Annotated in this window: 20 protein-coding genes; 14 read left to right on the plus strand and 6 right to left on the minus strand. The window is 63.5% G+C overall.

The features are described from left to right. The first annotated feature begins 91 nt into the window (after positions 1–91). Positions 92–1,690, plus strand: coding sequence for a hypothetical protein (locus tag P9M14_01125; protein MDP8254327.1), 1,599 nt, complete (start codon positions 92–94; stop codon positions 1,688–1,690). A 6-nt stretch (positions 1,691–1,696) separates the two neighbouring features. Here the strand turns inward: P9M14_01125 and P9M14_01130 are convergent, their stop codons facing one another. From P9M14_01130 to P9M14_01140, 3 genes are read right to left on the minus strand one after another with little or no spacing between them, the layout of a single operon-like run. Further along, positions 1,697–2,617 carry a peptidase MA family metallohydrolase gene (locus P9M14_01130; GenBank protein MDP8254328.1) on the minus strand — a complete coding sequence of 307 codons (921 nt, stop codon included), beginning with the start codon at positions 2,615–2,617 and terminating at the stop codon, positions 1,697–1,699. Then, positions 2,614–2,910 (minus strand): DUF167 domain-containing protein, encoded by a 297-nt coding sequence (locus P9M14_01135; GenBank protein ID MDP8254329.1) that lies wholly within the window; start codon positions 2,908–2,910, stop codon positions 2,614–2,616. Before P9M14_01135 ends, P9M14_01130 begins: the two co-directional genes overlap by 4 nt. A gap of 7 nt (positions 2,911–2,917) precedes the next feature. Beyond that, the gene (locus P9M14_01140; protein ID MDP8254330.1) at positions 2,918–3,412 is read right to left on the minus strand and encodes a DivIVA domain-containing protein; all 495 of its coding nucleotides are present in this window, start codon (positions 3,410–3,412) and stop codon (positions 2,918–2,920) included. Between the two features lie 139 nt (positions 3,413–3,551). On the opposite strand from P9M14_01140, the gene P9M14_01145 reads away from it, so the two are divergent. The 13 genes from P9M14_01145 (at position 3,552) to P9M14_01205 (ending at position 22,938) form a co-directional block, all read left to right on the plus strand. Continuing rightward, a complete protein-coding gene (locus tag P9M14_01145) occupies positions 3,552–5,171 on the plus strand; it encodes a glycosyltransferase family 39 protein (protein MDP8254331.1) in 1,620 nt (539 codons plus the stop codon). After that, a complete protein-coding gene (locus tag P9M14_01150; GenBank protein MDP8254332.1) occupies positions 5,168–6,766 on the plus strand; it encodes a glycosyltransferase family 39 protein in 1,599 nt (532 codons plus the stop codon). The genes P9M14_01145 and P9M14_01150 overlap by 4 nt, the downstream gene beginning before the upstream one ends. Beyond that, a complete protein-coding gene (locus P9M14_01155; protein MDP8254333.1) occupies positions 6,742–8,361 on the plus strand; it encodes a glycosyltransferase family 39 protein in 1,620 nt (539 codons plus the stop codon). Before P9M14_01150 ends, P9M14_01155 begins: the two co-directional genes overlap by 25 nt. Before the next feature lie 9 nt (positions 8,362–8,370). Further along, positions 8,371–11,352, plus strand: a complete 2,982-nt coding sequence (locus tag P9M14_01160; GenBank protein ID MDP8254334.1) for a glycoside hydrolase family 31 protein — start codon at positions 8,371–8,373, stop codon at positions 11,350–11,352. A gap of 114 nt (positions 11,353–11,466) precedes the next feature. Continuing rightward, complete coding sequence (locus P9M14_01165) at positions 11,467–11,892, plus strand: MaoC family dehydratase N-terminal domain-containing protein (protein ID MDP8254335.1); 426 nt, start codon at positions 11,467–11,469, stop codon at positions 11,890–11,892. A 3-nt stretch (positions 11,893–11,895) separates the two neighbouring features. Then, a complete protein-coding gene (locus P9M14_01170) occupies positions 11,896–12,300 on the plus strand; it encodes a MaoC family dehydratase (protein MDP8254336.1) in 405 nt (134 codons plus the stop codon). A gap of 325 nt (positions 12,301–12,625) precedes the next feature. Continuing rightward, the gene (locus P9M14_01175; protein MDP8254337.1) at positions 12,626–14,122 is read left to right on the plus strand and encodes a multiheme c-type cytochrome; all 1,497 of its coding nucleotides are present in this window, start codon (positions 12,626–12,628) and stop codon (positions 14,120–14,122) included. A 217-nt stretch (positions 14,123–14,339) separates the two neighbouring features. Continuing rightward, positions 14,340–15,203 carry a hypothetical protein gene (locus tag P9M14_01180; GenBank protein ID MDP8254338.1) on the plus strand — a complete coding sequence of 288 codons (864 nt, stop codon included), beginning with the start codon at positions 14,340–14,342 and terminating at the stop codon, positions 15,201–15,203. Between the two features lie 119 nt (positions 15,204–15,322). Then, on the plus strand, positions 15,323–16,987 hold the full coding sequence (locus tag P9M14_01185) for a hypothetical protein (GenBank protein MDP8254339.1): 1,665 nt from the start codon (positions 15,323–15,325) through the stop codon (positions 16,985–16,987). Positions 16,988–17,047: 60 nt separating this feature from the next. Next, positions 17,048–18,322 (plus strand): DUF1329 domain-containing protein, encoded by a 1,275-nt coding sequence (locus P9M14_01190; protein ID MDP8254340.1) that lies wholly within the window; start codon positions 17,048–17,050, stop codon positions 18,320–18,322. Positions 18,323–18,338: 16 nt separating this feature from the next. Then, positions 18,339–19,409, plus strand: coding sequence for a YCF48-related protein (locus P9M14_01195; protein ID MDP8254341.1), 1,071 nt, complete (start codon positions 18,339–18,341; stop codon positions 19,407–19,409). Further along, positions 19,406–21,985, plus strand: coding sequence for an MMPL family transporter (locus P9M14_01200; protein ID MDP8254342.1), 2,580 nt, complete (start codon positions 19,406–19,408; stop codon positions 21,983–21,985). The genes P9M14_01195 and P9M14_01200 overlap by 4 nt, the downstream gene beginning before the upstream one ends. Before the next feature lie 41 nt (positions 21,986–22,026). Next, the gene (locus P9M14_01205; protein ID MDP8254343.1) at positions 22,027–22,938 is read left to right on the plus strand and encodes an MBL fold metallo-hydrolase; all 912 of its coding nucleotides are present in this window, start codon (positions 22,027–22,029) and stop codon (positions 22,936–22,938) included. Between the two features lie 486 nt (positions 22,939–23,424). Here the strand turns inward: P9M14_01205 and P9M14_01210 are convergent, their stop codons facing one another. The 3 genes from P9M14_01210 to P9M14_01220 all read right to left on the minus strand — a co-directional run. After that, complete coding sequence (locus P9M14_01210; protein ID MDP8254344.1) at positions 23,425–23,748, minus strand: hypothetical protein; 324 nt, start codon at positions 23,746–23,748, stop codon at positions 23,425–23,427. A gap of 164 nt (positions 23,749–23,912) precedes the next feature. Further along, a complete protein-coding gene (locus P9M14_01215) occupies positions 23,913–24,134 on the minus strand; it encodes a hypothetical protein (protein ID MDP8254345.1) in 222 nt (73 codons plus the stop codon). A 43-nt stretch (positions 24,135–24,177) separates the two neighbouring features. Then, positions 24,178–24,942, minus strand: a 765-nt coding sequence (locus tag P9M14_01220; protein ID MDP8254346.1) for a hypothetical protein, incomplete at its 5' end; no start/stop codon positions are given.

Genomic DNA, 24,942 nt, shown 5'->3' on the forward strand with positions numbered 1-24,942 from the left:
AATTGGAAAGATATCCTACTCCGGATGAAAGCTTGACCGCCAGAAGAAAACAAGATTGGATGCCCTTCCATCGTCAAGCGGGGAAGAGCCTATGCAGCCGTCAAAAGCGTCCCCTGGCCGGGGGTCGGAAAAACCGATTCGGCACTGGGTCGTACTGGCGGCGTTGTACTGCGGGCTGTGTGCCGTGACCTTGTACGCGGCGCGCAACGTGAGCCTGGCGATCATCCTCCTGGCCCAAATCGACCTGGTCGAGGCCCTGAGCCTCTACTGCTGCTGCCTGTTCACCCTCGCCCTGGTTTGGCCGACAGCGGCCTTGGGACGCGGCCCGGCCGCGTTGCGCATCGTCGCGTCGATAATCGCCGCCAGCATCGTGCTGGTTCCCGCCGTACTGTGCTACAGGCGTCCGCCCTATGCCGTGAACGCGCTGTTGCTCGCGGCCTGCGCCTGGTGTGCATTGAATATGGCTCTGGCGCCCTGGGCGGCGGCACGCGGCGAGCGTCGGCCGACGTTGTGGCGCGGCGCGTTGTTCCTGCTGTTGCCGCTGTACGCCGCGACGAGCACGGGACAGGGCATGGGGAGGCTGATGCGCGCATGCTCGCGCCTGCTCAGCGCCGCTTTGGTGGCTGCCGCGCCCCTGGCCGCGCTGTTCCTGGCGCCGCCGAGCTTCGACCTGCTCCCCGATCCCTCGCCCGAGGTGAGCTTGGCCTCGAACTATACGGGCTATCAGGTGCTGCTCGACAAAGGTCGCTCGACCGTTTGGTCCACGACCAAATACAAGGGCGTCTATCGCTTCGATCTGCCCATCGACGATCGCCGCTGTCAGAGTATCGACCTGCACTCGGATGAGGTGCAGGAAGTGGCACTGCTGCCCAACGGCGGAATTCTATTCGTGGAGCGCGACGAGCTGACCCTTTGGGTCGTGGACCCGACAGGGAGGGTGCTAAGCAAAATCGGCCGCCTCGGCGGTAGCGCCCACGGCTCGGTGCGGCCGCTGCTGCCCGGCCGGATCCACGACCTGATCGTGGACAGCGAGAACAGCGGCCTGCTGGCCTACGTCTTCTCGTCGCCGCTGCCGCAGGCCGAGTACCGCTGGCCCGGCGGCACATCCAAGGGGTCGGTGCTGCACCCAGTACGCGATAGGGTCTACGCCATCGTCGAGATGCTCGGACTGTTGATCGAGCTCGACCTGCGCGACCTGCGGGAGCTGCGCAGCCTCGAGATCGGCAGGGGCGGCGAGCGGATGACCATCGATCCGCAGTCTGACCTGTGCTGGATTCCGGTGCCCCCCGCCGCCTGTCTGCTGGCCGTGGACCTGGAGCGGTTCGAAATCGTCGAGCGTCTGACCGCCGCGCCCGGGGTGCGCGTGGCTGCGGTCGACAGTCGGCGAGAGCTGCTGGTCTGCGGCGGGTTCAGCAGCTATGTGGAGATATTCGACTTGCGCGACAGGTCGCTGCTGGCGCGGCTGCGGGCCGCGCCCTGGCAGCGCTCAATCGTCCTGGACCCCGAGACGGGGATCGCCTACATCAACACCGCGCACTCCGGGATCTACACCTTCGACTATGTCCGGGCGGCCCAAAGGGCGTGGGAGGGCGCAGAGCGCCCGCGGACCCGGCCGCTGTGGCTGGCGGTCAACTACCTCGGGTCGCGCCTCTCCGGTGGTCTGTTCGAGAGCCTCTGGCACAGCGAGTAATCCGGGTCAGTGCAGCAGCCCTGATAGGTCGTCGTCGTGCTCGAAGCGCTCCTCAAGCTCCATCGCGCGCAGCTTGCGTCTGCGGCGCACCAGCGAGATCGCGGCTGCGAACAGCATCAGCAGCGAGGTCAGGGCCCAGACCCAACGCCGCGAGAGGAACAGCCCCAGCCAGGTGTGGTGCAGCTCCAGGTAGCGGCGCCAATCGTGCTCTAGCGCGTGGATGTCGCGCCCCAGGGCCCGTTCGCAGGCGATCTCCACCGGCAGGCCCTGGGCCAGCAGCTCGAGAAAGCGGCCCAAGCCCTCGGGACCGAAATTGTCGAGCAGAAAGGCGACGAAGCTCTGACTCTGGGCGTAGGCCAGGTGCACGCGCGGCTCGTCTTCGGGGAAGCGTTGGACCAGCTGGGCCAGGGGGATCAGCCGTCCGCGCACCACGGCCCAGGTCAGGGTCGTGGCCGTGCCCAGGCTCCACTCGCGGGCCGCGGTCTTGGCGTAGCCCTCCTCGAGCCAGCGCGGCACGTCGCGGCCGCCGAGCTTGGCGTGCAGCATCAGGTGCGCCAGCTCGTGCACCAAAACCTGAGTCGTCAACAGCTCGCGCCCCTCGCCGCGCGCCGCGTTCTGGCTAAGCAGTACGATCAGGCCCGACTCGGGCCGGGCCCAGCCCACGGACCACTGCGGCGGAGTGCGGCCCGGCGAGATCTCGTCGTAGGTCGACCGATCCGGCGCCAGATAGACCTTGAATCGCGGCTGGCGCGGCAACTGCAAGTCGCGCTCAATGCGCTGCACCGTGGGTGGGATGATCTGAGCCAGTTTTTCGGCGGCCAGAGAGTCGGAGCGCTGATAGTGGATCGTGGCGTAATCGGTCTGGATCAGCAGCCAATCGGCGCGGCCCGCGCCCAAAAGTAACGCGAGCAGCAGCGTGCCGATCAATCGGCTCCGATGCCCAGGCGTTCGCGCAGCACTCGAGCCTCCAGACCGGCGATCCGCACGCGTTTGCGGCGCGAGCTCTGGCCCGAGACGATATTCACCGAGGACTTGGATACGCCCAAGGTCTTGGCCAGCAGTTTGATCAGCGCCTTGTTGGCCTCGCCCTCGACCGGCGCTGCGCGCAGTTTGAGCTTGAGCGCGCCCTGGACCACACCCGCGGGCTGGTCGCGGTGCGAGCGCGGCGTAACCGAGACGCTGAACTCGATCCAGCCCTCGCCTTGGGCGATCTCCAACATTGTCGGGCTACTTGAGCTGCGAGACCTTCTTGGCGTCGGCGTCGGACTCGGATGCCTGCTCGGTGAGGCCCTCGAGCAGCTTGCGGTGGGTGTCGATGATCCCACGCAGGTTGGCTTCGAGCACCGTGCGTTGGCGCTTGAGCTCGTTGATCTCCTCGCTGACCCGCGCGACCTCGGCGTGCGCCTGGTCGATCTGTCGCTCGCCGCGCAGCTTGGACTCGGCCACGATCACCTCGGCCTCTTTGCGGGCGTTGGCGATGATGTCGTCGGTCACGCGTTGGCAGGATAGCAATGCGGATTTAAGCGTGTTTTCCTGCTCGCGTAGCGCTGCGATTTGGTTCTCGAGTTGGCGCAGCCGCTCACGCTGCTCCTCGTTCTGCCCGATTTTGCTCTCCAATTCGGCGCGCACCAGCTCGAGGAAACTGTCGACCTCGGCCGCGTTGTAGCGGCCGCCTTTTTTCTTGAACTGCTGCTGCTGGATGTCCAGCGGCGTGATTTTCATTCCAGACCTCCCGGTCAATATCGATTCGCCCTATTTTCGGGGCGTTTTTAGGATCTCAGATCAGGGGGCGATGTCAAGTAAAAGTTGAATGTTATATATTCACGGCTTGACGTATCGCCGATCTAACCGCGAGGAACTGATGGATCTGTTGCCCGGCAATCCAAAGACCACCAGGCGTATCAGTATCGTTGCGCTGGTCGGCCTGATCGTGCTGCTGGGCGTGAGCAACTGGATCTTTATCAGCTACAAGTCGGCCCCGCGCGGCGTGGACGAGCTCGACGTGTGGTCGGGCACGCTGATCTACATTACTCAGGGCTACGGCCTGGCCGGGCTGTTCACGGCTCAGCCGCAGGACTTCATGAACATGCCTCCGCTGCTGCCCTGGGCAGGCTGGATCGCCCGCGAGCTGGCCGGCCCGAGCTACGCGGCGATGGCCTTGGTGGTCACGCTGTTTCAGGCGTTGCTGCTGCTGGCGGTCTTCAACATCGGTCGGCGGCTGGCCGGCGATGTGGAGGGGCTGCTCGCGGCCTGCGTAGTGGCCTGCTCGCCGATCGTGATGCCCTTTGCCCGCACCTTTATGACCAACGTGCCGGCCCTGGCCATGGCGGCCTGCGTGATTTGGAGCCTGCTGTACTCCGAGCGCTTTACGCGGCGGGGCAGCGGAGTGCTGGTCGGCGTGGTGCTGGGCCTGGCGCTGCTTTCCGAGCGCGGCACGCCGCCGCTGCTGTTGAGCGTTCCGCTGCTGTACTACGCACTGCTCTCGCTGTACAGCGTGCGCCGTCGCCGCCGGGCGCTGCTGCGCGTGCTGGGCCGCGGCCTGTGCGCTGTTGCCATCGCCCTGGCGCTTTCCGCCCTGTATTTGCGGCAGTACCTGCGGCAGAACCTGGATCACATCTCCGAGCTGGCCTCGGACGATTTCTTTCCCTCGGTGGGAAGCTGGCTCGACGCTCTGCCCGAGCCGCTGTTCTATCCCGTGGCGTTGTTCACCCATCAGTTAAGTTACGCTTGGGGATTGCTGCTGCTGATCGCCCTGCCGTTTTTCCTGCGACGGCTCGAGGGCGAGCGCGGCCTGATCCTGTTGGTGATGGTCTGGCCGATGGCGATCATGTCGACGTTCGCCACCAAGTACTTTGACTTCGATTTGGGCACGTTGATCGGCGCGGCGCTGGTGCTCGGCGTGGGCCTGGGCGCGATCAACCGGCCGCGTTTGCGCCGTGCGGCCCTGGGCCTGGGGTTCGGCACGGCGCTGTTGATGTTCTGGTTTATCCAGCCCGACCTGCTGCCCCATCCGCAGTACCCGCCGCTGGTGCGGCTGTGGCTCGAAGACTTATACAAATTTGATCTGCGCACTCAGGACCAGCCGGTGTTTCAGGACGCGACCTACCGACGGCTCGAGCAGCGCATCCCGCCGGGTCCGCACTACCTGTTCGTGATCCATGCGCCGGACGACGGTCGGGTGCGGACGCTGTTTTGCGAGATCGGCAACTTCGCCTGGTTGCACTACGGCGACGCGGACCAGGTGACGCTGATCGACCCGCAACTGCCCGCGGACGCGCCGCTGCTGATCGACGTCTGGGAGACCACGACGGCGCAGCGCGATCGGTTCGCTTCGCTGATCAAACGCCGCTCGTGCCCCTACATAATCCGCGATCCGCTGCCGCTGCCCGACCGCGGGAGCTGCTGCCGCACGGTCTACGCCGACGAGCTCGACGGGGTCGAGGTACGCTGGAGCCTTTGCCGCTGGGCGGGCGCGTTGTGAGTTCGCCGCAGCGCGCGTTCGGTCCGGCGCGGATCGCCCTGGCCGGGCTGTTGCTGATCGTGCTGGTTGGCAACCTGGCGTCGATCGCGATGAAGTCCGCGCCGCGCGGTCCCGACGAGCTCGACGTGTTCTCCGGCACGTTGATCTACATCACCCAGGGCTACGGCGCTGCCGGACTGTTTACTGCCCAGCCGCACGACTTCATCAACTTTCCGCCGCTGCTGCCTTGGCTGGGCTGGCTGACAACATCGATTTTCGGCCCCAGCTACCTGAGCCTGGCGCTGATCCCTACGCTGTTCCAGCTGGCGCTGTTGCTGGCGCTGTTCGACGTCGGCCGCCGCTTTGGCGGCGAATGGTGCGGCCTGCTGGCAGCCTGCGTGCTGGCCACGACCCCGGCGATTATGGCCTACAGCCGGGTGCTGATCACAAATATTCCAGCCGTGGCCCTCGAGGGATTGGTGCTGTGGGCTCTGCTGCGCTCCGAGCGGTTTCAAAAATGGAATTACAGCTTGCTCGCCGGGCTGTTCACGGGCCTGGCCTGTCTTGTCGAGCGCGGCACGCCGCCGCTGCTGCTGAGTTTGCCGCTGCTGTACTGGGCCGTGGTCTCGCTACGCAGCGCGCGGGCCCAGGGCGGCTCGCGGCTTAAAACGCTGGCGCGCATGGGCGCGGCCGCGGCCCTGGCGTTGGCGCTGAGCGGCGTGTACCTCTGGTCGTACTTCAACCGGCGTTTGGACCACATCGCGAACCTGGGAGCCAACGACGCCTACCCCCAGGTGCACCGGATTCTCGACTGGCTGCCAGAGCCGCTGTTTTACCCCGCGGCAATGCTGACCCATCAACTGAGCCTGATCTGGATCCTGCCGCTGCTGATCGCGCTGCCGCTGTTCGTGCGGCGGCTCGACGCGGAGCGCGGGCTGATCGGCCTGGCCGCGCTGTGGCCGATGGTGGCGATGGCGCCGTTTGCCACCAAGACCTTTAACTACGATTTGGGAAAATTCCCGGCCGTGGCGCTGGTGATCGCCGTGGGGCTGTGTTCGATCGAGCGTACGACCCTGCGGCGGGCGGCCGTCGGCCTGGGTCTGGGCGCGGCCGCGCTTTCGTTGTGGGTCTTGCAGCCGCAGTTGCTGCCGCATCCGCCGCGGCCCGCGCCGGTGCGGGCCTGGCTTTCCGAGCTTAACAACTTCGACCTGCTGGGCCACGACACGCCGGTGCTGCACGACGCTGTGCAGCGCCGCCTCCAAAAACGGCTGCCCGTGGGTCCGCAGTACGCATTCGTGATCAACGCGCCGCAATCCGAGCAGGTGTTCGCGCTGTTTTGCGAGATCGGCAACTTCGGCTGGCTGCACTATCCGCAGAGCGATCAAATGCTGCGCATCGACCGCGCGCGGCCCGAGGGCGCCGAGCTACTGATCGATGTATGGGATCTGGATCCGCAGCAGCGCGACGAATTGCGGCAGGTGTACAAGCGCCGTTCGTGCCCCTACATTATTGAGCAGGATCTGCCGCTGCCCGACCGCGCGTCCAATTGTCAACCGCTGTATGCCGACGTGATCGACGGGCAAGAGGTGCAATGGAGCCTGTGCCGCACACCGTAAAGCCGCCGAGGCCGCGCATCGAGCGCACGGTGCGCCTGGCCCTGGCCGGGTTGATCTTGATCTGTCTGACCGCGAACATGGCGTTCATCGCGCACAAATCCGCGCCGCGCGGACTGGACGAGCTCGACGTTTTCGCCGAGGGGGTCTACTTCCATACTGCGGGCGCGGGGCTTTTGGGGCTGTGGACGATGCAGACCGACGAGGAGATCGGCTGCCCGCCGCTGCTGCCCTGGGCCGGGCGGCTGTGCACCGCGCTGCTGGGGCGCGGCTACATGCAGATGGCGTTCGCCGCCACGCTGTTCCAGGCGCTGCTGCTGCTCTCGATGTACGGCATCGGTCGCCGCCTCAGCGGTCCGGGGGCAGGGCTGCTCGCCGCGGCAATCGCCGCCACCTCGCCGATCATTATGAGCTACAGCCGGATCTTCACTACCAACCTGCCGGCCCTGGCGATGATCGGTTGCGTGCTGTGGGCGCTGCTGTATTCCCAGCGCTTCACCCGCCGCCGCAGCGGGCTGCTGGTCGGCGCGCTGATCGCCCTGGCCAACCTCGCCGAGCGCGGCACTCCGCCGTTGGCGCTATCGCTGCCCGTGGTTTTCTGGTGCATGTTCTCGATCCTCAAGGCGCGCAAACAGCCCGAGGCGTTTAGGCGCGTGATCGTACAGGTCGTGATCGCGGCGCTGGTCGCCACGGCGCTCTCGGGCCGTTACCTCTACTTCTACTTCTTTCGTACGGCGAGCCACATCGCGGCCCTGGGAGCGCAGGACGTGTTCGGCTCGCAATCGCAGTTTGTGGTCGACCGGCTGCCCGAATGGCTGTTCTACCCGGCGACGCTGTTCGTGGTGCAGCTCAGCTTTGTCTGGGCCCTGCCGTTCGTGATCGCGCTGCCGTTCTTTTTACGGCGTTTCAGCGCGGAGAAGTTGCTGCTGATCTTGCAGACCCTCTGGCCGATGGCGGTGATGACGCCGTTTGCCTCTAAGGTCTATGACTTCGATCTGGGCGCGGTGGCCGGGGCGATTCCGATCGCGGCCGTGGGCCTGGCGTCGATCCCCTGGCGGTCGATCCGCGCCGTGCTGGGCGTGGCCGCGGGCCTGCTGGCCTGTCTGGCGTTCTGGGCGATGAATCCATCGCTGCTGCCCCAGCCGCAGTGGCCGCTGGCCGTGCGCGACTGGCTGGGGCACATGAACAACGTGGGCCTGCTGATGCCCTCGGACACGGTCTATCAAAATCGCATTGCCCAAGATCTGGCCCGGCGCGTGCCGCCAGACGAGCGTTGGCTGTTCATCTACAACGTCGAGCCCTCGGGGCCGCTGGACAGCCTAGTGTGCGAGACCGCCAACTTCAGCTGGCTGCAATTTCCGCACAGCGAGCAGTACGCGATCCTCGACCCCAACGTGCCGCAGGACGGGACGATCGAGGTCGAGATCCGTCCGCTTAGCGCGGAGCAGCGCCGACTGTACCGCGCGACCTACTTCCGCCCGCCGTGCGCGATGGTCGGCTACGACCCGCCGCTCGTGCCCGAACGCAGCGCACCGTGCCGGCCGATCTACAGCGCGGAGGTCGACGGCCGCGAGTTTCTCTGGAAACTCTGCGAGTAGGGGGAGGGCATGCGTGATCAACGGCTGCTGATCTTGCTTCTGGCCGGCAGTCTGTTGCTGTTGACGGCGCTGGCCGCCTGCGAAGACGACCCTGCGGACGATGACGACGGAGGCGCGCCCGAGGCGGACGACGACGACGATGAGGGCGATTGCGGGGCCGAACAGCTCTGCGCCGGGCTGGTCGATTGTGAAGGGTGGCAGTCCGCGGATCGCTGCCTGGAATGGCTGGCCAATGAGAACAACTGCTACGACATGCCCGGATACGTCGACTGCGGCTGCCAGTGCATCGACCAGCCCAATTGCGAGAGTTTCCTGTTCTGCATGCAGTCCTGCGCCCAGCACAACTGCCCGTCGATGCCCGTGCGGCCCGCGGACCCTCTGATCCCGGGCATCCCCGCACAGAAGCAGCCGCCCGATCCCGCAAGGATCGAGATTGAGGAGTACGACGACTCGCTGCTGATCAGCGGCCCGGTGCTGGAAGTACGCGTGACCCTCGACCCGTTCGGATTCGAGGTGCGGCGCGCGGCGGACGGATCGACGATCCTTGCCACGCAACAAGGGGCCCTGGGCGACGGATTCGCGCCGATCAGCTTTACCCAAAACAATGGCGCCTATTGGAACCACTGGTACTGGGGCTATCGCGGCTACAGCGGCGAGGATCAGCCATGGGCGCATTCCCTACGTGCGATCGACTACAGCGTGCTCGATGACCGGGTGCTGATCGAAGTTCGCGCCGATCCGGTGGACCGCGGTCGGACGCTGTTCGTGGTCGGGCCGTTCTATGAAAACGCGGTGCGCATTGCTGCGCGCGTGGCCTCGGGCTCGTACTTCGTCAACCGCGTGGGATTCAGCTTTTACTCACCGCAAACGGAACGTTTCGTCGGTTTCGGCGAACGCTTCAACGGACTGGACCAGCGCGGCAAGCGGCTCGAGACTTGGCTCGAGGAGGGCGGGATCGAGCCCGGATCGCTACGCCCGACCCTCGAGGCGCTGTTTCCCGAGATCACGCCGGAGTGGACGCTCCCCTCGGGCGAGGACGGCTCGTACTGCCCGCTGCCGTTCTTCATCTCCAACCAGGGCTACGGCTTTCTGGCCGACGTGCCCGAGCCCAGCCTGTTCGATCTGGCCGCCTCCGACTCCGACATCTGGCGCGTGAGCGTGGAGTCCGACACCCTGCAGGCCATCGTTTTTGCCGGTCCCGATCCCGCGGACGTGATCGAGCAATACACCGCGCGCACCGGCCGCAGCCAGGTGCCGCGGCGCTGGACCCTGGCGCCGTGGAACATGTTCGTCGGCTATCGCGGCCTGGGTATGCAGCAGGTTGCGCGGCGCTTCCGCGAGCTGGACATCCCCTCGAGCGTGACCCACAGTTGGACCAACATCACGCCCTCGGGCTCCTACCGCGGATCTGAAAACGCCCTGGCCGCGAGCAACGCCGCGCTGCACGACCTGGGGTACAAGAGCCTGTGCTACCTCCAGCCGCGGATCGACCACGATGATTTTCCCGAGCTGTGGGACGAGGCTGACGCCCTGGGCCACCTGACGCGCGACGCCGAGGGGCGCAGCTACATCCAGACCGTGTACCTCAACCTGATCAACCTCGCGGAGTTTCACGTCAGCCACGTGGATTTTACCCACGAGGGCGTCGATGCCTGGTGGCACTCGGTGCTGCAGCTGATCCTCGACCTGGGCTACGACGGGACGATGTACGACTTCGGCGAGTACACGCCGCCCGACGCCTATTTCTCCGACGGCCGCGGCGGCCACTATTGGCACAACCCTTATCCGCTGATCTATCAGCGCTCGGGCTACCGTTTCTTCAGCGCCCTGGACGACGATCCCCTCGACGGCCTGGCCCCGGACTATGTCTACTTCGTGCGCTCGGGCTACGTGGGCTCGCAGAACTGGACCTACGCCATGTGGTCGGGCGATCCCAACGCGGGCTGGAGCCTCGCCGACGGGCTGCCGGCCCAGGTCAGCGCGGGGATCAACGTCGGCCTGAGCGGCATTGCCTTCTGGGGCAGCGACATCGGCGGCTATCACGCCTACCTCACGCCCGCGCCCACCGTGGAGCTGACCGCGCGCTGGTACGAGTTCGGCGCGTTCTGCGGCCTGATGCGCGACATGACCGCGCCGGAGATCAGCCAGGGGCAACGGCCGCTGCCCCTGGACGACCCGCAGCTGACCTACGTGGTGCGGCGCTACCAGAAGCTGCGCACCCAGCTCGTGCCGTACATCGTCAACGCGGCCTGGGAATACCGCGAAAGCGGCCTGCCGTTGATGCGCGCGCCGCTGCTGGTCTTCCCCCACGACCCGGCGTGCTGGGAGATGCGCTGGGCCTACATGTTCGGCCCGGATCTGCTGGTGGCGCCGGTGGTCGAGCAGGGGGCGCGCCAGCGCACGCTGTACCTGCCGCAGGGGAGTTGGGTCGAGCTGTGGCCGCTGACCGAATACGACGGCGACGAGTCCGGAGCGGGCAGCGGCGGCTTTCGCATTGGCGGACGGCCGATCGAGGGCGGCCGGGTGGTCACGGTCGAGGCCGCGTTGGACCAGATCCCGCTGTTCGTGCGGCTTGGCGCGCTGATCCCGCTGGTCGATCCGGCGGTCGACAGCTTCGCCCCGGCCGATCCTCCGCCGGATTACGAGGTGACCACGGCCGACGACCTGGCGCTGCTGCTGCACGCCTGGGCCTTCCCGCTCGATGTCTCCTCGACCACGTTGGCCGACGGCAGCCTGCTGCGCATTGAGGTTGGCGACAGCGCCCTGAGCATCGAGCGCACACCGTACGGCGACCAGGCCGAGCTGATCCTGCAGATCGTCTGGCCCGAGCAGCTGGCCGCGCCCACGGCAGTGGGCGGCCTGGATTTCGTCGAGGGCGGCGACCCGCTGCACCTCGATCCGGGAACTTGGACTTGGAGCGCCGAGCGCAACTGCCTGGCGTTGCACGGCCGGCCCGGCGAGGGATCGTTCACGATCAGCAGCGGCGGCTGAGCATCCGCGCCGCGATAAAACCGATCGAACTTGACAGCCCGACCATAGGTTGAGTATGTCAACATTTGGACACTCTTCCTTCCTTTGCCACACATGCCCGGGAGGTAATGGAGCATGATCGACCCCAAGTTCATTGGGAAGACCTACGAGCCGGTGACCTACGAGGTCGGCCGGGAGAAGATCAAGGAATTCGCCGTCGCGCTTACAGACGACAGCCCGGTGTTTCTCGACCCGGCGGCGAGCCCCCACGGCGACATCATTGCGCCGCCGACTTTTGTCGTGCGCGTGCAGGCCGACGCCATCGCCAAACTGCTGTTCGACCGGGAGATCGATCTGAACTTCATGATGCTCGTGCACGGCGAGCAGGAGTTCGAGTGGTTCGACGTGATGCGGCCCGGCGACGTACTGGTCACTCAGACCACGGTCAAGGAGATCTACGAGAAGGACGACAACAAGGACTTCATCATTGGCGAGTGCGTGACCAAGCGCGGCGACCAGGTGGTCGTTGTCGGCCGCTACAACTTCGTGGTGCGGAGGTAGATCATGGCTAACGTAAGCATTGACCAGGCCAAGGTCGGCGACGTGATCGAGGCGATCCAGTCCGTGGACAAATACCGGCCGATCTACTACGCAGGCGCCAGCGGAGACTTCAACCCGATCCACATCGACCCGGAGTTCGGCAAGATGGTCGGGCTCGGCGGAGCGATCCTCCAGGGCCTTTGCACCATGGGCTTCGCCGCCAAGATGCTCGGGCGCTGGGCGGGCGATCCGGCCAAAATCAAGAAGCTGCGCGTGCGCTTTAAAAAGCCGGTTAAGCCCAACGACGACCTGACGTTCAAGGCCGTTGTTACGGCGCGCGATGAGAGTTCGATAACCGTCGAGGTCGAGGGGATCAACCAGGACGGCGAGGTGGTGCTGGGCAACGCCGTGGCGGTCATCGCGCTGTAAGTAGACAGACCGATACACAAACCCAATTCCCCGTCCCGCTTCTATACGAAACGGGGTGGGGATTTTTATTTTCAACAATGTTCAAAATCCCCACAAATATCGTTCGTCGCGAGATGGCCCATTGTAATTGGACCTGTGTACTACGCGAGTTTTACGGGCACCTCGAAGATGCCGTCGCGGGGTGGGTCGTTCTCTTTACAACCAGAGAAGCATGCGAGTTTTGCGGCGGCTCAAAGCCGCATCCCGTCTTGTTGTGGACAGGAGTAGTGGGATAGTGGTCTTATAAATAATAAATCCCAATTGTGATTCCCAAGTGGAGACTCCGATGAGACGTTGGCCTAGCGGATTGGTCTTGATCGTTGCCATGATCTGTGCGGCGCTGTTCGTCCAGGCCCAAGAGGCGCCGCAGAACACTGCGCCCTACAGCTCCAACACACAGCTCTGCCTTGATTGCCACAGCCTGGAGACCCCGGGCATCGTGCAGGACTGGATGCACAGCCGCCACGCCCGAATCTCGCCCGCAACGGCTTTGGAGCAGCCTGTCAACCAGCGCCGGATCTCGGCCGCGCGCGTGCCCGACGAGCTTGAGAACACGGCCGTGGGCTGCTACGAGTGCCATGGATTGCGCGCGGACCAGCATCCGGACAGCGTTGAGCATTTCGGCCTGCGCATCAGCAGCATCGTCACTCCGACGGACTGCGCCGTGTGCCATCCGCTGGAACTGGAGCAGTACGCCAAATCCAAGATGGGCAACGCCTGGGGCAACCTGGCCAAGAACTCGCTGTTCACGGCGTTGGTCAACACCATCGACAGCCCCAAGCGCCTGCGCGAGGGCGAGCTGCAACAGCTCACCGCCACCGACCAGACCAAGGCCGAGAACTGCTTTGCCTGCCACGGCACCAAGGTTACGTTCACCGGTACGGTTGCGGTCCAGACCGACTACGGCGAGCAGTTGCGGCCGCAATACGTGGGTTGGCCCAGCAACGGGGTCGGCCGCATCAATCCCGACGGCTCAATGGGTTCGTGCAGCTCCTGCCATCCGCGACACGGTTTCTCGATCGAGATCGCGCGCAAGCCGCACACCTGCGGCCAGTGCCACCTCGAGCCCGACGTGCCGGCCTACAACGTCTATCTGGAGTCCAAGCACGGCAACATCTACAGCTCGCTGAAACAGGATTATGATTTCGACGCCGTGCCCTGGACCGTGGGCCGCGACTTTCGCGCGCCGACCTGCGCCGTATGCCATGCCAGCGCGCTGCAAACCCCGGAGGGCACGCTGGTCGTGGAGCGCACCCACGATTTCGGCTCGCGGCTGTGGGTGCGGATCTTCGGCCTAATCTACGCCCATCCTCAGCCGGTGCTCGGCGACACATCCAAGATCCGCAACGCCGACGGGCTGTCGCTGCCCACGACTTTCGACAACCGTCCGGCCTCGGGATTTCTGATCAACGAGCAAACCGCGGATCAACGCCAGGCGCAGATGCAGTCGCTGTGCTCGCTGTGTCATGGGACCACGCATGTTGCCGGACATTTCGCCAGGCTCGAGAACACCATCGCCGAGACCGATCAGATGGTGGCCACGGCCACCGGGCTGATGGTCCACGCCTGGGAGTTGGGGTTGGCCGACAAGACCAATCCCTTTGACGAGGCGTTGGAGATCAAGTGGATCTCCCAGTGGCTGTTCTACGCCAGCTCCGTGCGCTATGCCTCGGCCATGTCCGGGCCGGATTACGCGGGATTTAAAAACGGCTGGTGGTACCTGTCGAAGAACCTGCGCGAGATGGACAAACAGATCAAATGTTCCGAAACCAAGGCTAAGTAGAACTCTCAATATTTGTAAACGCGCGTGTTTGAGCGTGACGCTTCTGTGTGCACGCTTGCGCGAAAAGTTTACGCCTGTGCGATGAGTGTTAGTTTTTTGTAATTGACAAGAATGGTGTTGGTTGAGAGGATAGATCGAACATCCCAGAAAATGCAGCTGGCACAAGATTTCGCAATCCATGTGTTTTATCTATCCACGGTCTGAAAGGAGCATCGTTATGTTCAAGAAGTTCATCTGGTTACTGCTGATCTCCCTGGTGGCACTGTCAGCGGCGGCGCTGGTATTCACAGGCTGCGGGGGTGACGACGACGACGATGATACGGGCGACGACGACACCGGTGACGATGATACGGGCGACGATGACACGGACGACGACGATGATACCGGCGGACCTGGAACCTTGAGCGCCTTTGTCAACGATTTCCAGACCAGCGAACCGGTGGCGCAGGCCATGGTCGAGGTACTGCAGAACGACAGCGGTCTGGAGTTCGACCCGGCGATCGTCTGGTTCAGCGAGAACGATGGCTCGGTCACAATCGATAATATTCCCGATGGCGTGACCGATGTCGCGATTCGCACCTCCAAGGGCGACTACCGTAACACTCTGCAGTACGGCTTCCCCGTTGGCGCGACCGGCGAGGAGTTCCTGATCGTCTCCAACGTCACCGCATCGTTGATCTTCGGACTGCTGGGCGTGACCGACGACCCGGCCGACACGCACATCGCCGGCGCGGTCTACTGGGGCGATCCCTCAGACGAGACCGAGATCGGCTGCGCGGTTGTGACCACCGACCCGGTGGGCCCCGAGCCCATTCACTACGCCACAGGCAGCAAAATCCCGACCACCTCGCGCGACGCTGCGACGCCGGCCAACAGCAAGGGCACCAACCCGGGCAACGGTATCTTCACCAGCCTGGGAATGACTCCCGGCGCCTACGACATCACCGCCACGCCCGACGGCGTGGAGGAAGAGACGGTTTCGTTGCCAATGGCGTTCGCCAACACAATTTGCATCCAGAACGTCTACTTCAGCAAAGCTGATTACCCAACGAACCCGATGGCGGCGTTCTGCACTGAGTAATTTAGCGGACCGGTAAGACACGCGGGCCGGTCGCCCTTCGACCAATGCGGCGAAGGGCGGCCCGTCCGCGATTACGAGTTTCGATCGGGCACATCGGACTATTGAATTAGGGGGATGAGATGAGAGGGGCACATGCGGTTCCGGCCTTGGTTGTACTGGCTGCGATCATTCTAACGGCCGCGCCCGTAGCGGCCGAGCTGAGCGACATTGAGCTCGGCGGCTACCTGATGAGCCACATCGGTGTGTTCATCGAGGAACATCCGAATCGCGAGGGCCCCGAGGGCTTCCCCGTGGATCACGGCGAGGATTTCGGCGACCTGTCGGCGTTTCGCAATACGCTGTTTCTGCAGCTCGACTGGCGGCCGCACAACAACGTCTGGCTCCACAGCGAGTTCCGCGGCGTGCGCTCGGCAAGCCTCGACGCCGACAACTACGCCCAGGTGCCGGTGTTTTGGGCCGACGAGACCTACAATGACGATCAGGCCGTCAAGCGCGACAAACGGCGCTGGGTCCAGGAGAACTACTACACCGAGAACGACCTGCGCGAGATCTGGGTCGACTTCGACGCTTTCTCATGGCTCAACTTTCGCGTTGGCCGCCAGCAGGTAAGCTGGGGCGAGACCGGCAGCTACCGCACCCTGGACGTGGTCAATCCCACCGACAGCACCTGGCATCTGTCGGTGTTCGAGGATTACAAGGACCAGCGCATCCCGCTGTGGATTCTTAAAACGCTGGTCGACGTGCAGCCTCTACGCGGTAACCTCGAGATCGTCTGGGTGCCGATGATCGACGACCCGGAAGATACGGCGACCGTGCCGCTGACCTTTGTCGGCGCATGGGGCCTGCCGATCGCCTGCCAGAATGACACCAATTCGACGATCGCCATCGAAGAGAAGGTCTTCCTCTACCCGGACAACGACCTCAAGGACAGCCGCATCGGCGCGCGCTGGAAGGGCGTTCTGGGCAACCTGACCTACACGATGGTCTACTACTACACACACCAGCTCAGCCCGCCGGTACCTAAGTACGCCGAGATCGGCAACGAGGTTGACTCCAAGGGGCGCAACATCGCCAAGGTCTACCTCGACTTCCCGCGCGAGATGATCGCAGGAATGAGCTTGGAGTTCCCGTTCCCGCGGCCGATCAGCACCGTGCTGCGGATGGAAGCGGCCTACGAGTTCGAGAAGGCCTACCCGGTCAGTTCCTACCTCGGACCGGGCGCCGATCCGCGCTCAGGCGCGGGCCGCGGCTGGTATCCCTCGCCCGAGAACGAAGGGCTGCTGCGCGCCGACTTCTACAGCGAGAAGCGCGACACGATCAGCTATGCGGTGGTGCTGCAGCGGCCGAGCATGATCCGCTGGATCAATCCCACCAGCTCGATCATCGTCCAGGCGCAGTTCATGCAGACGATCATCCCCGAGGACGTCTACATCGAGGAGACCTTCGAGGACGGTTCGTCGCAGACCAACGAGAACTGGTACCTCGTCTCCATCCCGGGCTACGACTCGAGCAAGCCCAGCATGTTCAGCTCGACCGTGGTGCTCGCCTTGCTGACCAACTACTTCCACGGCATGTACTCGCCGATGGTTGTGGCGGCCTACGTCCCGGGCAAGGAGAAAGACGGATTCACCGGCTTTGTCAGCGTGCGCAACAAGTTCGCCTTCGGCAACCATTGGCGGCTGGAGATCGGCTACAACGGCATCTTTGCCCCCGATCCCTATAAGAGCCTGGGGCTGTTCGCCGACCGCGACGAGGCCTACGCCAAGGTCAAGTTCCAGTTCTAGCCCGGATTGTTCACTAGGGTTCGGCCGCAAGGCCTGCACGATAGCAAGGGAGAAGAGCCCATGAGACGCATCAAAAAAATTACGCTGATCACGATCCTGTTGATCGCCACCGCGGCCCTGGCAATTTCGGTGGCGGCCCAGGGACAAAAGATAACGCGCGAGAACTGGACCAAGACGGTCTGTTTCAGCGCCGATTTAATCAAACCGGGCGTCAGCACCGTGTCCAAGGCCAACATGGATCAGGTCAAGGACATGCTCACCCAGGGCGTACAGGTGCTGGTCAACAACTACGACCTGAAGTTCCGCGTGATCGACTACCGGCCCGAGGCGCCCAGCGACGGCTACATCGATGCCACCAACAAAGGGTTGGGAATGACCAAGCTGGGCGACCCCAATGCGCCTGCGCGCCAGAGGGCGCTCTCGGGTTACACCGGCGGCCTGCCGTTCCCCAATCCGCAGACCGGGGTCGAGGTCGCCTGGAACTACCACTACAACTACTCGGGCGACGACGCTGACAACGAGTTCGGCGTTTACTGGGTCTCGGCCAAGCGCGGCGTCGAGCGCTCCGAGCAGTGGCGCTGGCTGTACATCGTCAAGAGCCTCAACCGCAGCGACATCGATCCGCCGTACTTCGAGGACATGAAGAAGGCGAACATCCAGTACCACTCGATGACGATCTGTCGCAAACCGCTGGACAAGAAGGGCTTCACCGCGCTGTATCACCGCTTTGACGAGCCCAAAGACCAAGAGGGCTGGATCTACGTACCCCAGCAGCGCCGCGCCACGCGCTTCAGCTTCGGCACCCGCGGCGACGCCTGGAACAACACCGACATGCTCTACGAAGACGTGCGCGGCTACATGGGCTTCGCCGAGTGGATGACCTGGGAGCTGCTTGACAAAAAGGTGCTGCTGGCCCCGGCGCACTCGGGTACGCCCTACGGCTTGGACAACGCGGACAAGGTCTTCGACTTCAAGAATGCGCCCTACTGGAATCCGCGTTGGAAGTGGGAGCCGCGGCCGATGTACGTGGTGCAGGCCACTCCCAAGTTCCGCGACTACCCCTACAGCAAGATGGTGTTCTACATCGACGGCGAGACCTACCAGATCCTGATCAAAGAGATGTGGGACAAGAAGGGCCAGCTGTGGAAGGTTCAGGTCAACGGTTTCGACGAGTCGTCCGATCCGTTGAGCATGCCGGGAAACATTGCCGGTTCGCTGATGGTCGACCTGCAGTCCGAGCACGCCACGGCATTTGTCTGGCACGAGATGAAGGCCAACGTCGGGCTCGAGCCGAGCCTGTTCACACTCTCCGAGCTGCGCAAGCTCGCACAGTAGGCGCGGGGAGAAAAATTTGATCAAGTTCGCCAAGACGTCGGGGGTGCGCCCGGCCGCGGCAATATTGCTGTGTATGTTGTTGCTCGCGGTCGCTCCAGGCTGCAACCGGATCGACGCTGATCAGCTCGGACTGGACACCAGACCGATCACCAGCCGCGATCGGCTATACGACGTAAGCTTCGTCAGCCCCAACGAGGCCTGGGCCGTGGGCTACCCCGGAATCATTTTGCATTCGATTGACGGCGGGGCCAACTGGCAACGCGAGCAGATCGACACCAACGACGCGCTGTTTGCCGTCGACTTCGCCGACGCGCTGCACGGTTGGGTCGTGGGCCGTGGCGGCCTGGTGGTCTCCACGGTCGACGGTGGTCAGACCTGGACCTCCCAACGGATCGAGACCGGCCAGGGCGAGGGGGCCGCGCGCCAGCACCTGTTCGGAGTTGAGGCGATCTCGCCCCAGCACGCGGTTGCCGTGGGCAGCTTTGGCACCGTGGCGCTGACCCTCGACGGCGGCAGCAGCTGGGAGACGACTTTTATCGAGAGCATGTACAGCGCGCACCTGTTCGACGTCTCGTTCGTCGACGAGAACAACGGCCTGATCGTCGGCGACTACCCCAGCTGGGAAGAGTGGATGCTCGAGGGCGACGAGGCGGCCGCACTGACCAACATCTTCGGCACCAGCGACGGCGGTCGCAGTTGGCAGCCGCTGCCCGTGCCGGTCAAGGCTTCACTTTACGCGGTTGAGTTTCCCGATCCGCTGCACATCCGCGCCGCGGGCCGCAACGGCACCCTGATCGGCAGCGAAGACGGCGGCTCGACCTGGCAACAATTCGACAGCGGCGTGGAGCAGCACCTGTTCGACGTGTTCCGCCTCAACCCCCAATCCCCGCTTTGGATCTGCGGCGACACCGGAGTGCTCGCCGAGGCCGACAACGGCACGATGACCCGGCGCGAGCTGGGCACGGTAATTTGGCTTCGCGCCGTGAGCTTCAGCGACGAGCAGCACGGAGTGGTGCTCGGCGGTAGGGGTACTTCCTTCTACACCGCCGATGGCGGTAAAACCTGGGAAAGCAGCGAGTATCAATGACGCAGACCGTTAGAGAGACACTTCATCCCAGCTCCCTGCGGCTGGGCCGATTTATAATCCGCCGCCGGCTGCCGATCCTGATCATCCTCAGCGTGCTCACGGCGCTGTTCCTGTTGGCGGCCCTGCGCGTGGGGTTCAAGAACCCGACCATCGACCTCTTCCCGCGCAACCACCCCTACGTCGAGACCTTCGTCCAGTACCAGGACACCTTCGGCGGCGCTGGCGTGGTGATCCTGGCGTTGGAGGTCCAGAGCGGCGACGTGTTCAACGTCGAGACCCTGGCCAAGGTGCGCACGCTGACCAAGGCGCTCGAGCTGTTGCCCGCGGTCAACAACTACCAGGTGCTTTCCATCGCCCAGCGCAAGATCAAGCGCATCTCGGTCGAGGACGTCGACGGCTACCCGGCCTATCGCGCCGACCCGATCATGTGGCCCGACGTACCGCGCACCGCCGAGGAAATCGCCAAGCTGCGGCAGACGGTCTACACCACGGGCACGATTCACGGCTCGCTGGTCTCGCGCGACGACCAGGCCGTGCTGGTGGTGGCCGGATTCTTTGACAAGGGGCTCGAGTCGCCCGGCTCGCCCTTGATCGAAATCGAGCGCGAGATCGCATCCAAAGAGGGCGCGGATACCGAGGAGAAAGTCGAGCAGCGTTTGACCCTGCTGCGCAACCGCGCCGCGGACCAGCCGTGGTCGGTCGACGACACGCTCTACGCCGCACTGCGCAATATTGCCGACTCGGTCGAGGACGAGAACACCAGCGTGCGGATGATCGGCGCGCCGGTGCTGCTGGGCTCGGTCTACCAGCAGCTTCCCAAGCTGGGCTACATCTTCGCGATCACCGTGCTGGTTACGCTGCTGGTGCTCTTCGCCTACTTCCGCGACCTGCGCGGCGTGCTGATTCCGTTGAGCACGGCGGCGGTCAGTGCGATCTGGGGCGTGGGCATGCTCGGCGTGCTCGACCTGCTGCGCCCCACGATGCAGCCCTGGGTCACCGAACATATTGCCAATCCGTACTTCCGCGACCTGCTGGTCGGGCTGTTTAACGCCTACTTCAATCCGCTGGTGATTGTCGTACCGTTCATCATCAGCGCCACGGCCACCAGCCACGCGGTGCAACTCATGGGCCGCTTCAAGGAGGAGTACGCCGAGTGCCGCGATCGCCGAGAGGCCGCGGTGGCAACCTTCTCCGGGCTGCTCAAACCCGGACTGCTCTCGATATTCACCGACGCCGCGGGCGTGTTCATCGTAATCGTCACGCCGATCCCGCTGATGGAGAAGCTGGCGCTGATGGGCAGCTTCTGGGTGATCTCGATCATCGTCTCGGACTTGATCCTCAACCCGATTTTGCTCAGCTACATTCCGCCGCCCAAAGATAAGCCGGCCAAGGAACACCTGGTCGACCGCATGTTGGGCACCCTGGGCCGCTGGGTCGTGGGCTGGCAGCGCTGGGTGATCGTCGTTGTGGCGCTGGTCGTTTTCGGCATCGGCCTATTAATGGCCAACCGGATCGTGATCGGCGACGTGCATCCGGGCACGCCGCTGCTCTGGCCGAGTTCGAGCTACAACCAGGACACCGCGCACATCGCCGAGCGCTTCGGCAACACCGAGATCATGAGCGTGGTGGTCGAGGGCAGCGACCCCGGGGCGATCAAAAACCCCGAGGTGCTCAAGACCATGGAAGCGCTACAGCGCGACCTGGAGATGCTGCCCGAGGTCACGACCACCAGCTCGATCGCCGACCTGCTCTCAATGGTCACCCGCGTGCAGCAGCGCGGCCACCCGTTCTACGAGCTGATCCCCAACGAATACACCGAGGCCGCGCTCTACCTCGAGCTGATCTTCGGCAACGCCGAGCCCGGCGATCTCAACCGTTTCATCACCACCGATTTTAAAGACGCCAACATCTCGGTCTACCTCTCGGACCACAAGGGCGATACCCTACGTGCGGTGATCGCCCGCACCCAGCGCTTCATTGAGGCGCACCCGATGGAACAGGCGCGCTTCCGTCTGGCGGGCAACATGGGTGGGCTGCTCGCCGCGGTCAACGAGACCATCGTCGCCTCCCAGGCGCGAGTGACGATAGTGGCCTTCATGATCGTCTTCCTGTTCTGCGCGATCATCTACCGCTCGGTAGTGGCCGGCCTGTTCTTCCTGGTGCCGATCGCCGTCTCGAACTACATGACCTACGCGGTGATGGGCGCGGTGGGCATCGGCCTGGACGTCAACGCGCTGCCCGTGATCTCGCTGGGGGTCGGGCTGGGCGTGGACTTCGGGCTGTACGTTATCGGCCGACTCGAAGAGGAGTTCCGTCTCAGCGGCGATTTGGCCGCGGCCACGGCGCAGTCGATCAAGACCGCGGGCAAGGCTGTACTGTTCACCGCCTCGACGATGGTCGCCGGCGTGGTGTTCTGGGCCTTCTCCTATCTGCGCTTCCAGGCCGAGATGGGAATCCTGCTCGCGTTCTGGATGATCACCAGCATGCTCGGCGGACTGATCCTGCTGCCGACCCTGGTGATGCTGATTAAGCCGCGGTTCATCACCAAGCAGCATCCGGCCAAAAACGCGGAGTGAGTGGGTAGAACAAACAATCGATCCCGGCTAAATTCCAACAGATGGAACTTGAGCAGTTACAGCCGATAGTGCCGGGGATGTTCCTGTTGCCCGCCGAGGACAACGGTCGCTTTCCCCGCAGCCACTGCATCGTGGTGCGCGGCGAGACTGAGGCGCTGATCGACGCGGGCTGCGGCATCGAGCGTCTGCGAGCCCTGCGCGAGCGCTGGACTCCCGAACTGGTGATCGCCAGCCACTCGCATCCGGACCACGTGGGCGGGCTGTGGCTGTTCGACGACTGTCGAATCTTCAGCCCGTCGCAACACTCAGAGATCTTCTGGCGCTTTGACCCGCAGTCCCAGCGGCTGACCGAGCCCGGCGAGATCGCGAAGCAGTGGATCGAGTTCGTGACGCAGGCCACGGGCGTGCGCGAGGTAGGGTTCACCGATCTCTACGACGACGGACACGAGTTCCAGCTCGGTCGAATAAAGTTGCAGGCGATCCACGCGCCGGGGCATTTGGACGACGCCTACGTATTCTTCGAGCCGCATCACGGCGTGGCCCTGACATTCGACATCGACCTCACCGGCTTCGGCCCGTGGTACGGCCATCGCGAGTGCGACATCGACCAAATGCTCGACGCCATTGAGCTGGTGCGCGCGCTGAAACCCAAGCTCGTTGTCTCGTCGCACAAGGGGATTGTGCGCGACGACATCGACGGGCGGCTGGTGCGCTACGCCGCGGTGATCGACCAGCGCGATGCACGGCTGATCGAGCTGCTGCGCAACCCGCAGACCCTCGATCAGCTCGTGGAGCAATCGCCGATTTACGGCGGGTTCCCCTATGCGCCGCTGGTGATGCGCTATTGGGAGCGGCAGATGATCGACAAACACCTGGCGCGTCTGCACCAGCGCGGCCTGGTCGTGCGCCAGGGCGATAGCTGGGCTACTGCTCCACGCGGCGGCCGATCTTAAGCTCCGGACTTTATCTCTACGTCCACCCCGGCGGTGTGCTTGACGATGCGCTGACCACCTGGCTCACGGCCCTCGATATCAGCTCTATTGCAGGCAAGGGTTTCCAGAAATGACAGAGAGGATTGAGATGCTGATTGACTGATCGTGAGGAATAGTATCGAGGTGTATGTCATGGCCGCGTCTCATCCGCGCCCGGGGACGGGCTATGACTGTTGATCTATACTGTGGTGGGTCAGGCTATTCGGAAAGTTGTTTCGCTAACCATCGGCGGCCCAAACCTGTTTGCTTGGGACCCAAGACTGCATTAAGCGTGCCGACAGGCAATATTCCCCTCTTATTCGGCACGACGGTTATTTTTTTCCCCGAATGATATTTCTTAAAAAGAGAAATCCCATGGTTTGTTTTTCTAACGGACTCCCAGCCGTCCTTCTGTAATAAGGCTATCAGCTTCTTGCCGCTTATAGAAGGAAGATCCTTGGACATACCTTAGGCGTATTGATGTGTGGGGATACGCTGGGGAAAGCACTGGATAAAGCTCGTTTTATCGGCAGGAACCGTGCATGTGGCTTTCTTTGGTTTTGAACGATGAAATTCAATCCCATGCCTCTCGAAAAACGCGTCTCTTTCTTCAAGATCTTCGAGCGTATTAAGATGTAAGGTAACTAAATCCTCGATTTCTGCTTGCACCCTTTCGAGGGTACGCGAGAAGGTCGCCGTACCCAATTCGATGCATTCTGCGGTCCAAATCCCGTCCTGCTCTTTACGGAATTTAAACGTTAGCACGATGTAACCAGCGTGCCTGCTTGTCATTGCCAATCTCCTATTGACTCATAAAACAATTTTCTAACTACTATAATAGTCCCTTACAACCGCTTCGTCAATCATTTAAAATATTCTAAGTTACTAATATTGTAGGGTTTTGTAAATGCGTCCCGCTTATGTGGGAAGGGTTGGTCGAAAATGCTTCCAATTACCTACTGTCGCACCGCAGTATGTACCATACAGGCACCGGAGTGGCTGGGCTTGTGCCAAGCGTCGTTATCGAAGCTCCATTCGTGCGTCGGATCGGCGCTCTCGTTCTCGGTCAGGCAGGTCTCCTTGTTGTCCAGCGCCCGGCCAACGGCCACGACGAAATATAGGCCCCCGCCCATTACACCCACGCTGACCTGCAGGTCTAGTTCGCAGGGTTCCCACACGTCCCATTCCGCGGCCGGGTCGTGCGCCAGGGCGATAGCTGGGCTACTGCTCCACGCGGCGGCCGATCTTAAGCTCGGTGTCCACCGAGTACAGCGCGTACAGCTCGCCCGCCGAAGTCCAACTCAGCTCCGCCTCGTACCCCAGGCGCGCGGGGTCGATCAACGAACTCACCCACTGCTGGTCGATATCCAGGGCGTAATACAGCCGCGAATCGACCTGGCTGTCCTCGCGGTCGGTGAACACCACGTGCGGCCGGTCCGTGCCATCCAAGGCCAGGGCGATCACGTAGGTCCGCTGTTCAAGCTGGGCAACGCTTTCGTGCAGCCACTGGCCGTTGTCCCGAATCTTGAGCGCGATCTCGTAGGAGAACGGGTCGAGCAGCAACAGGTTCGGCCTGCCGCTGGAGTCGATCTCCAAGTCCAGGAACGACGGGCCCGAGTAGTCGTCGATTGTCAGGTCGTCCCAGGCCGAGCCGTTTTTCGCGCAGAGGTGGATCGTGTTGTTCTCGTTCTCGGCGCCGACCTCCTCGACGAACGCCACCCATGGTTCGTCCGCGTTGTCGAGCGCCAGGCGCAGCTCGCGCAGCAGGCGCGATCCGGCGTGCACCTGGCTGAAGCTCCATTCACCGTCGTATAGCCCGTAGATCACCTGCGAGAGCGTCGCCTTGTCCAGCATCGTGAACTTGTACCAGACCAGGTGGATGCGGTCCTGGCCGTCGATGGCCGCGGCGAGCATGCCGCCGCACTCGGGCATCGGCTCGATAGTCTGATTGACCCATTCGCCGCTGACCAGCGTGGTGTGCAGCAG

The organism is Candidatus Alcyoniella australis (genome assembly GCA_030765605.1).
In the GTDB taxonomy this organism is placed as follows: Bacteria; Lernaellota; Lernaellaia; order JAVCCG01; family Alcyoniellaceae; genus Alcyoniella; species Alcyoniella australis.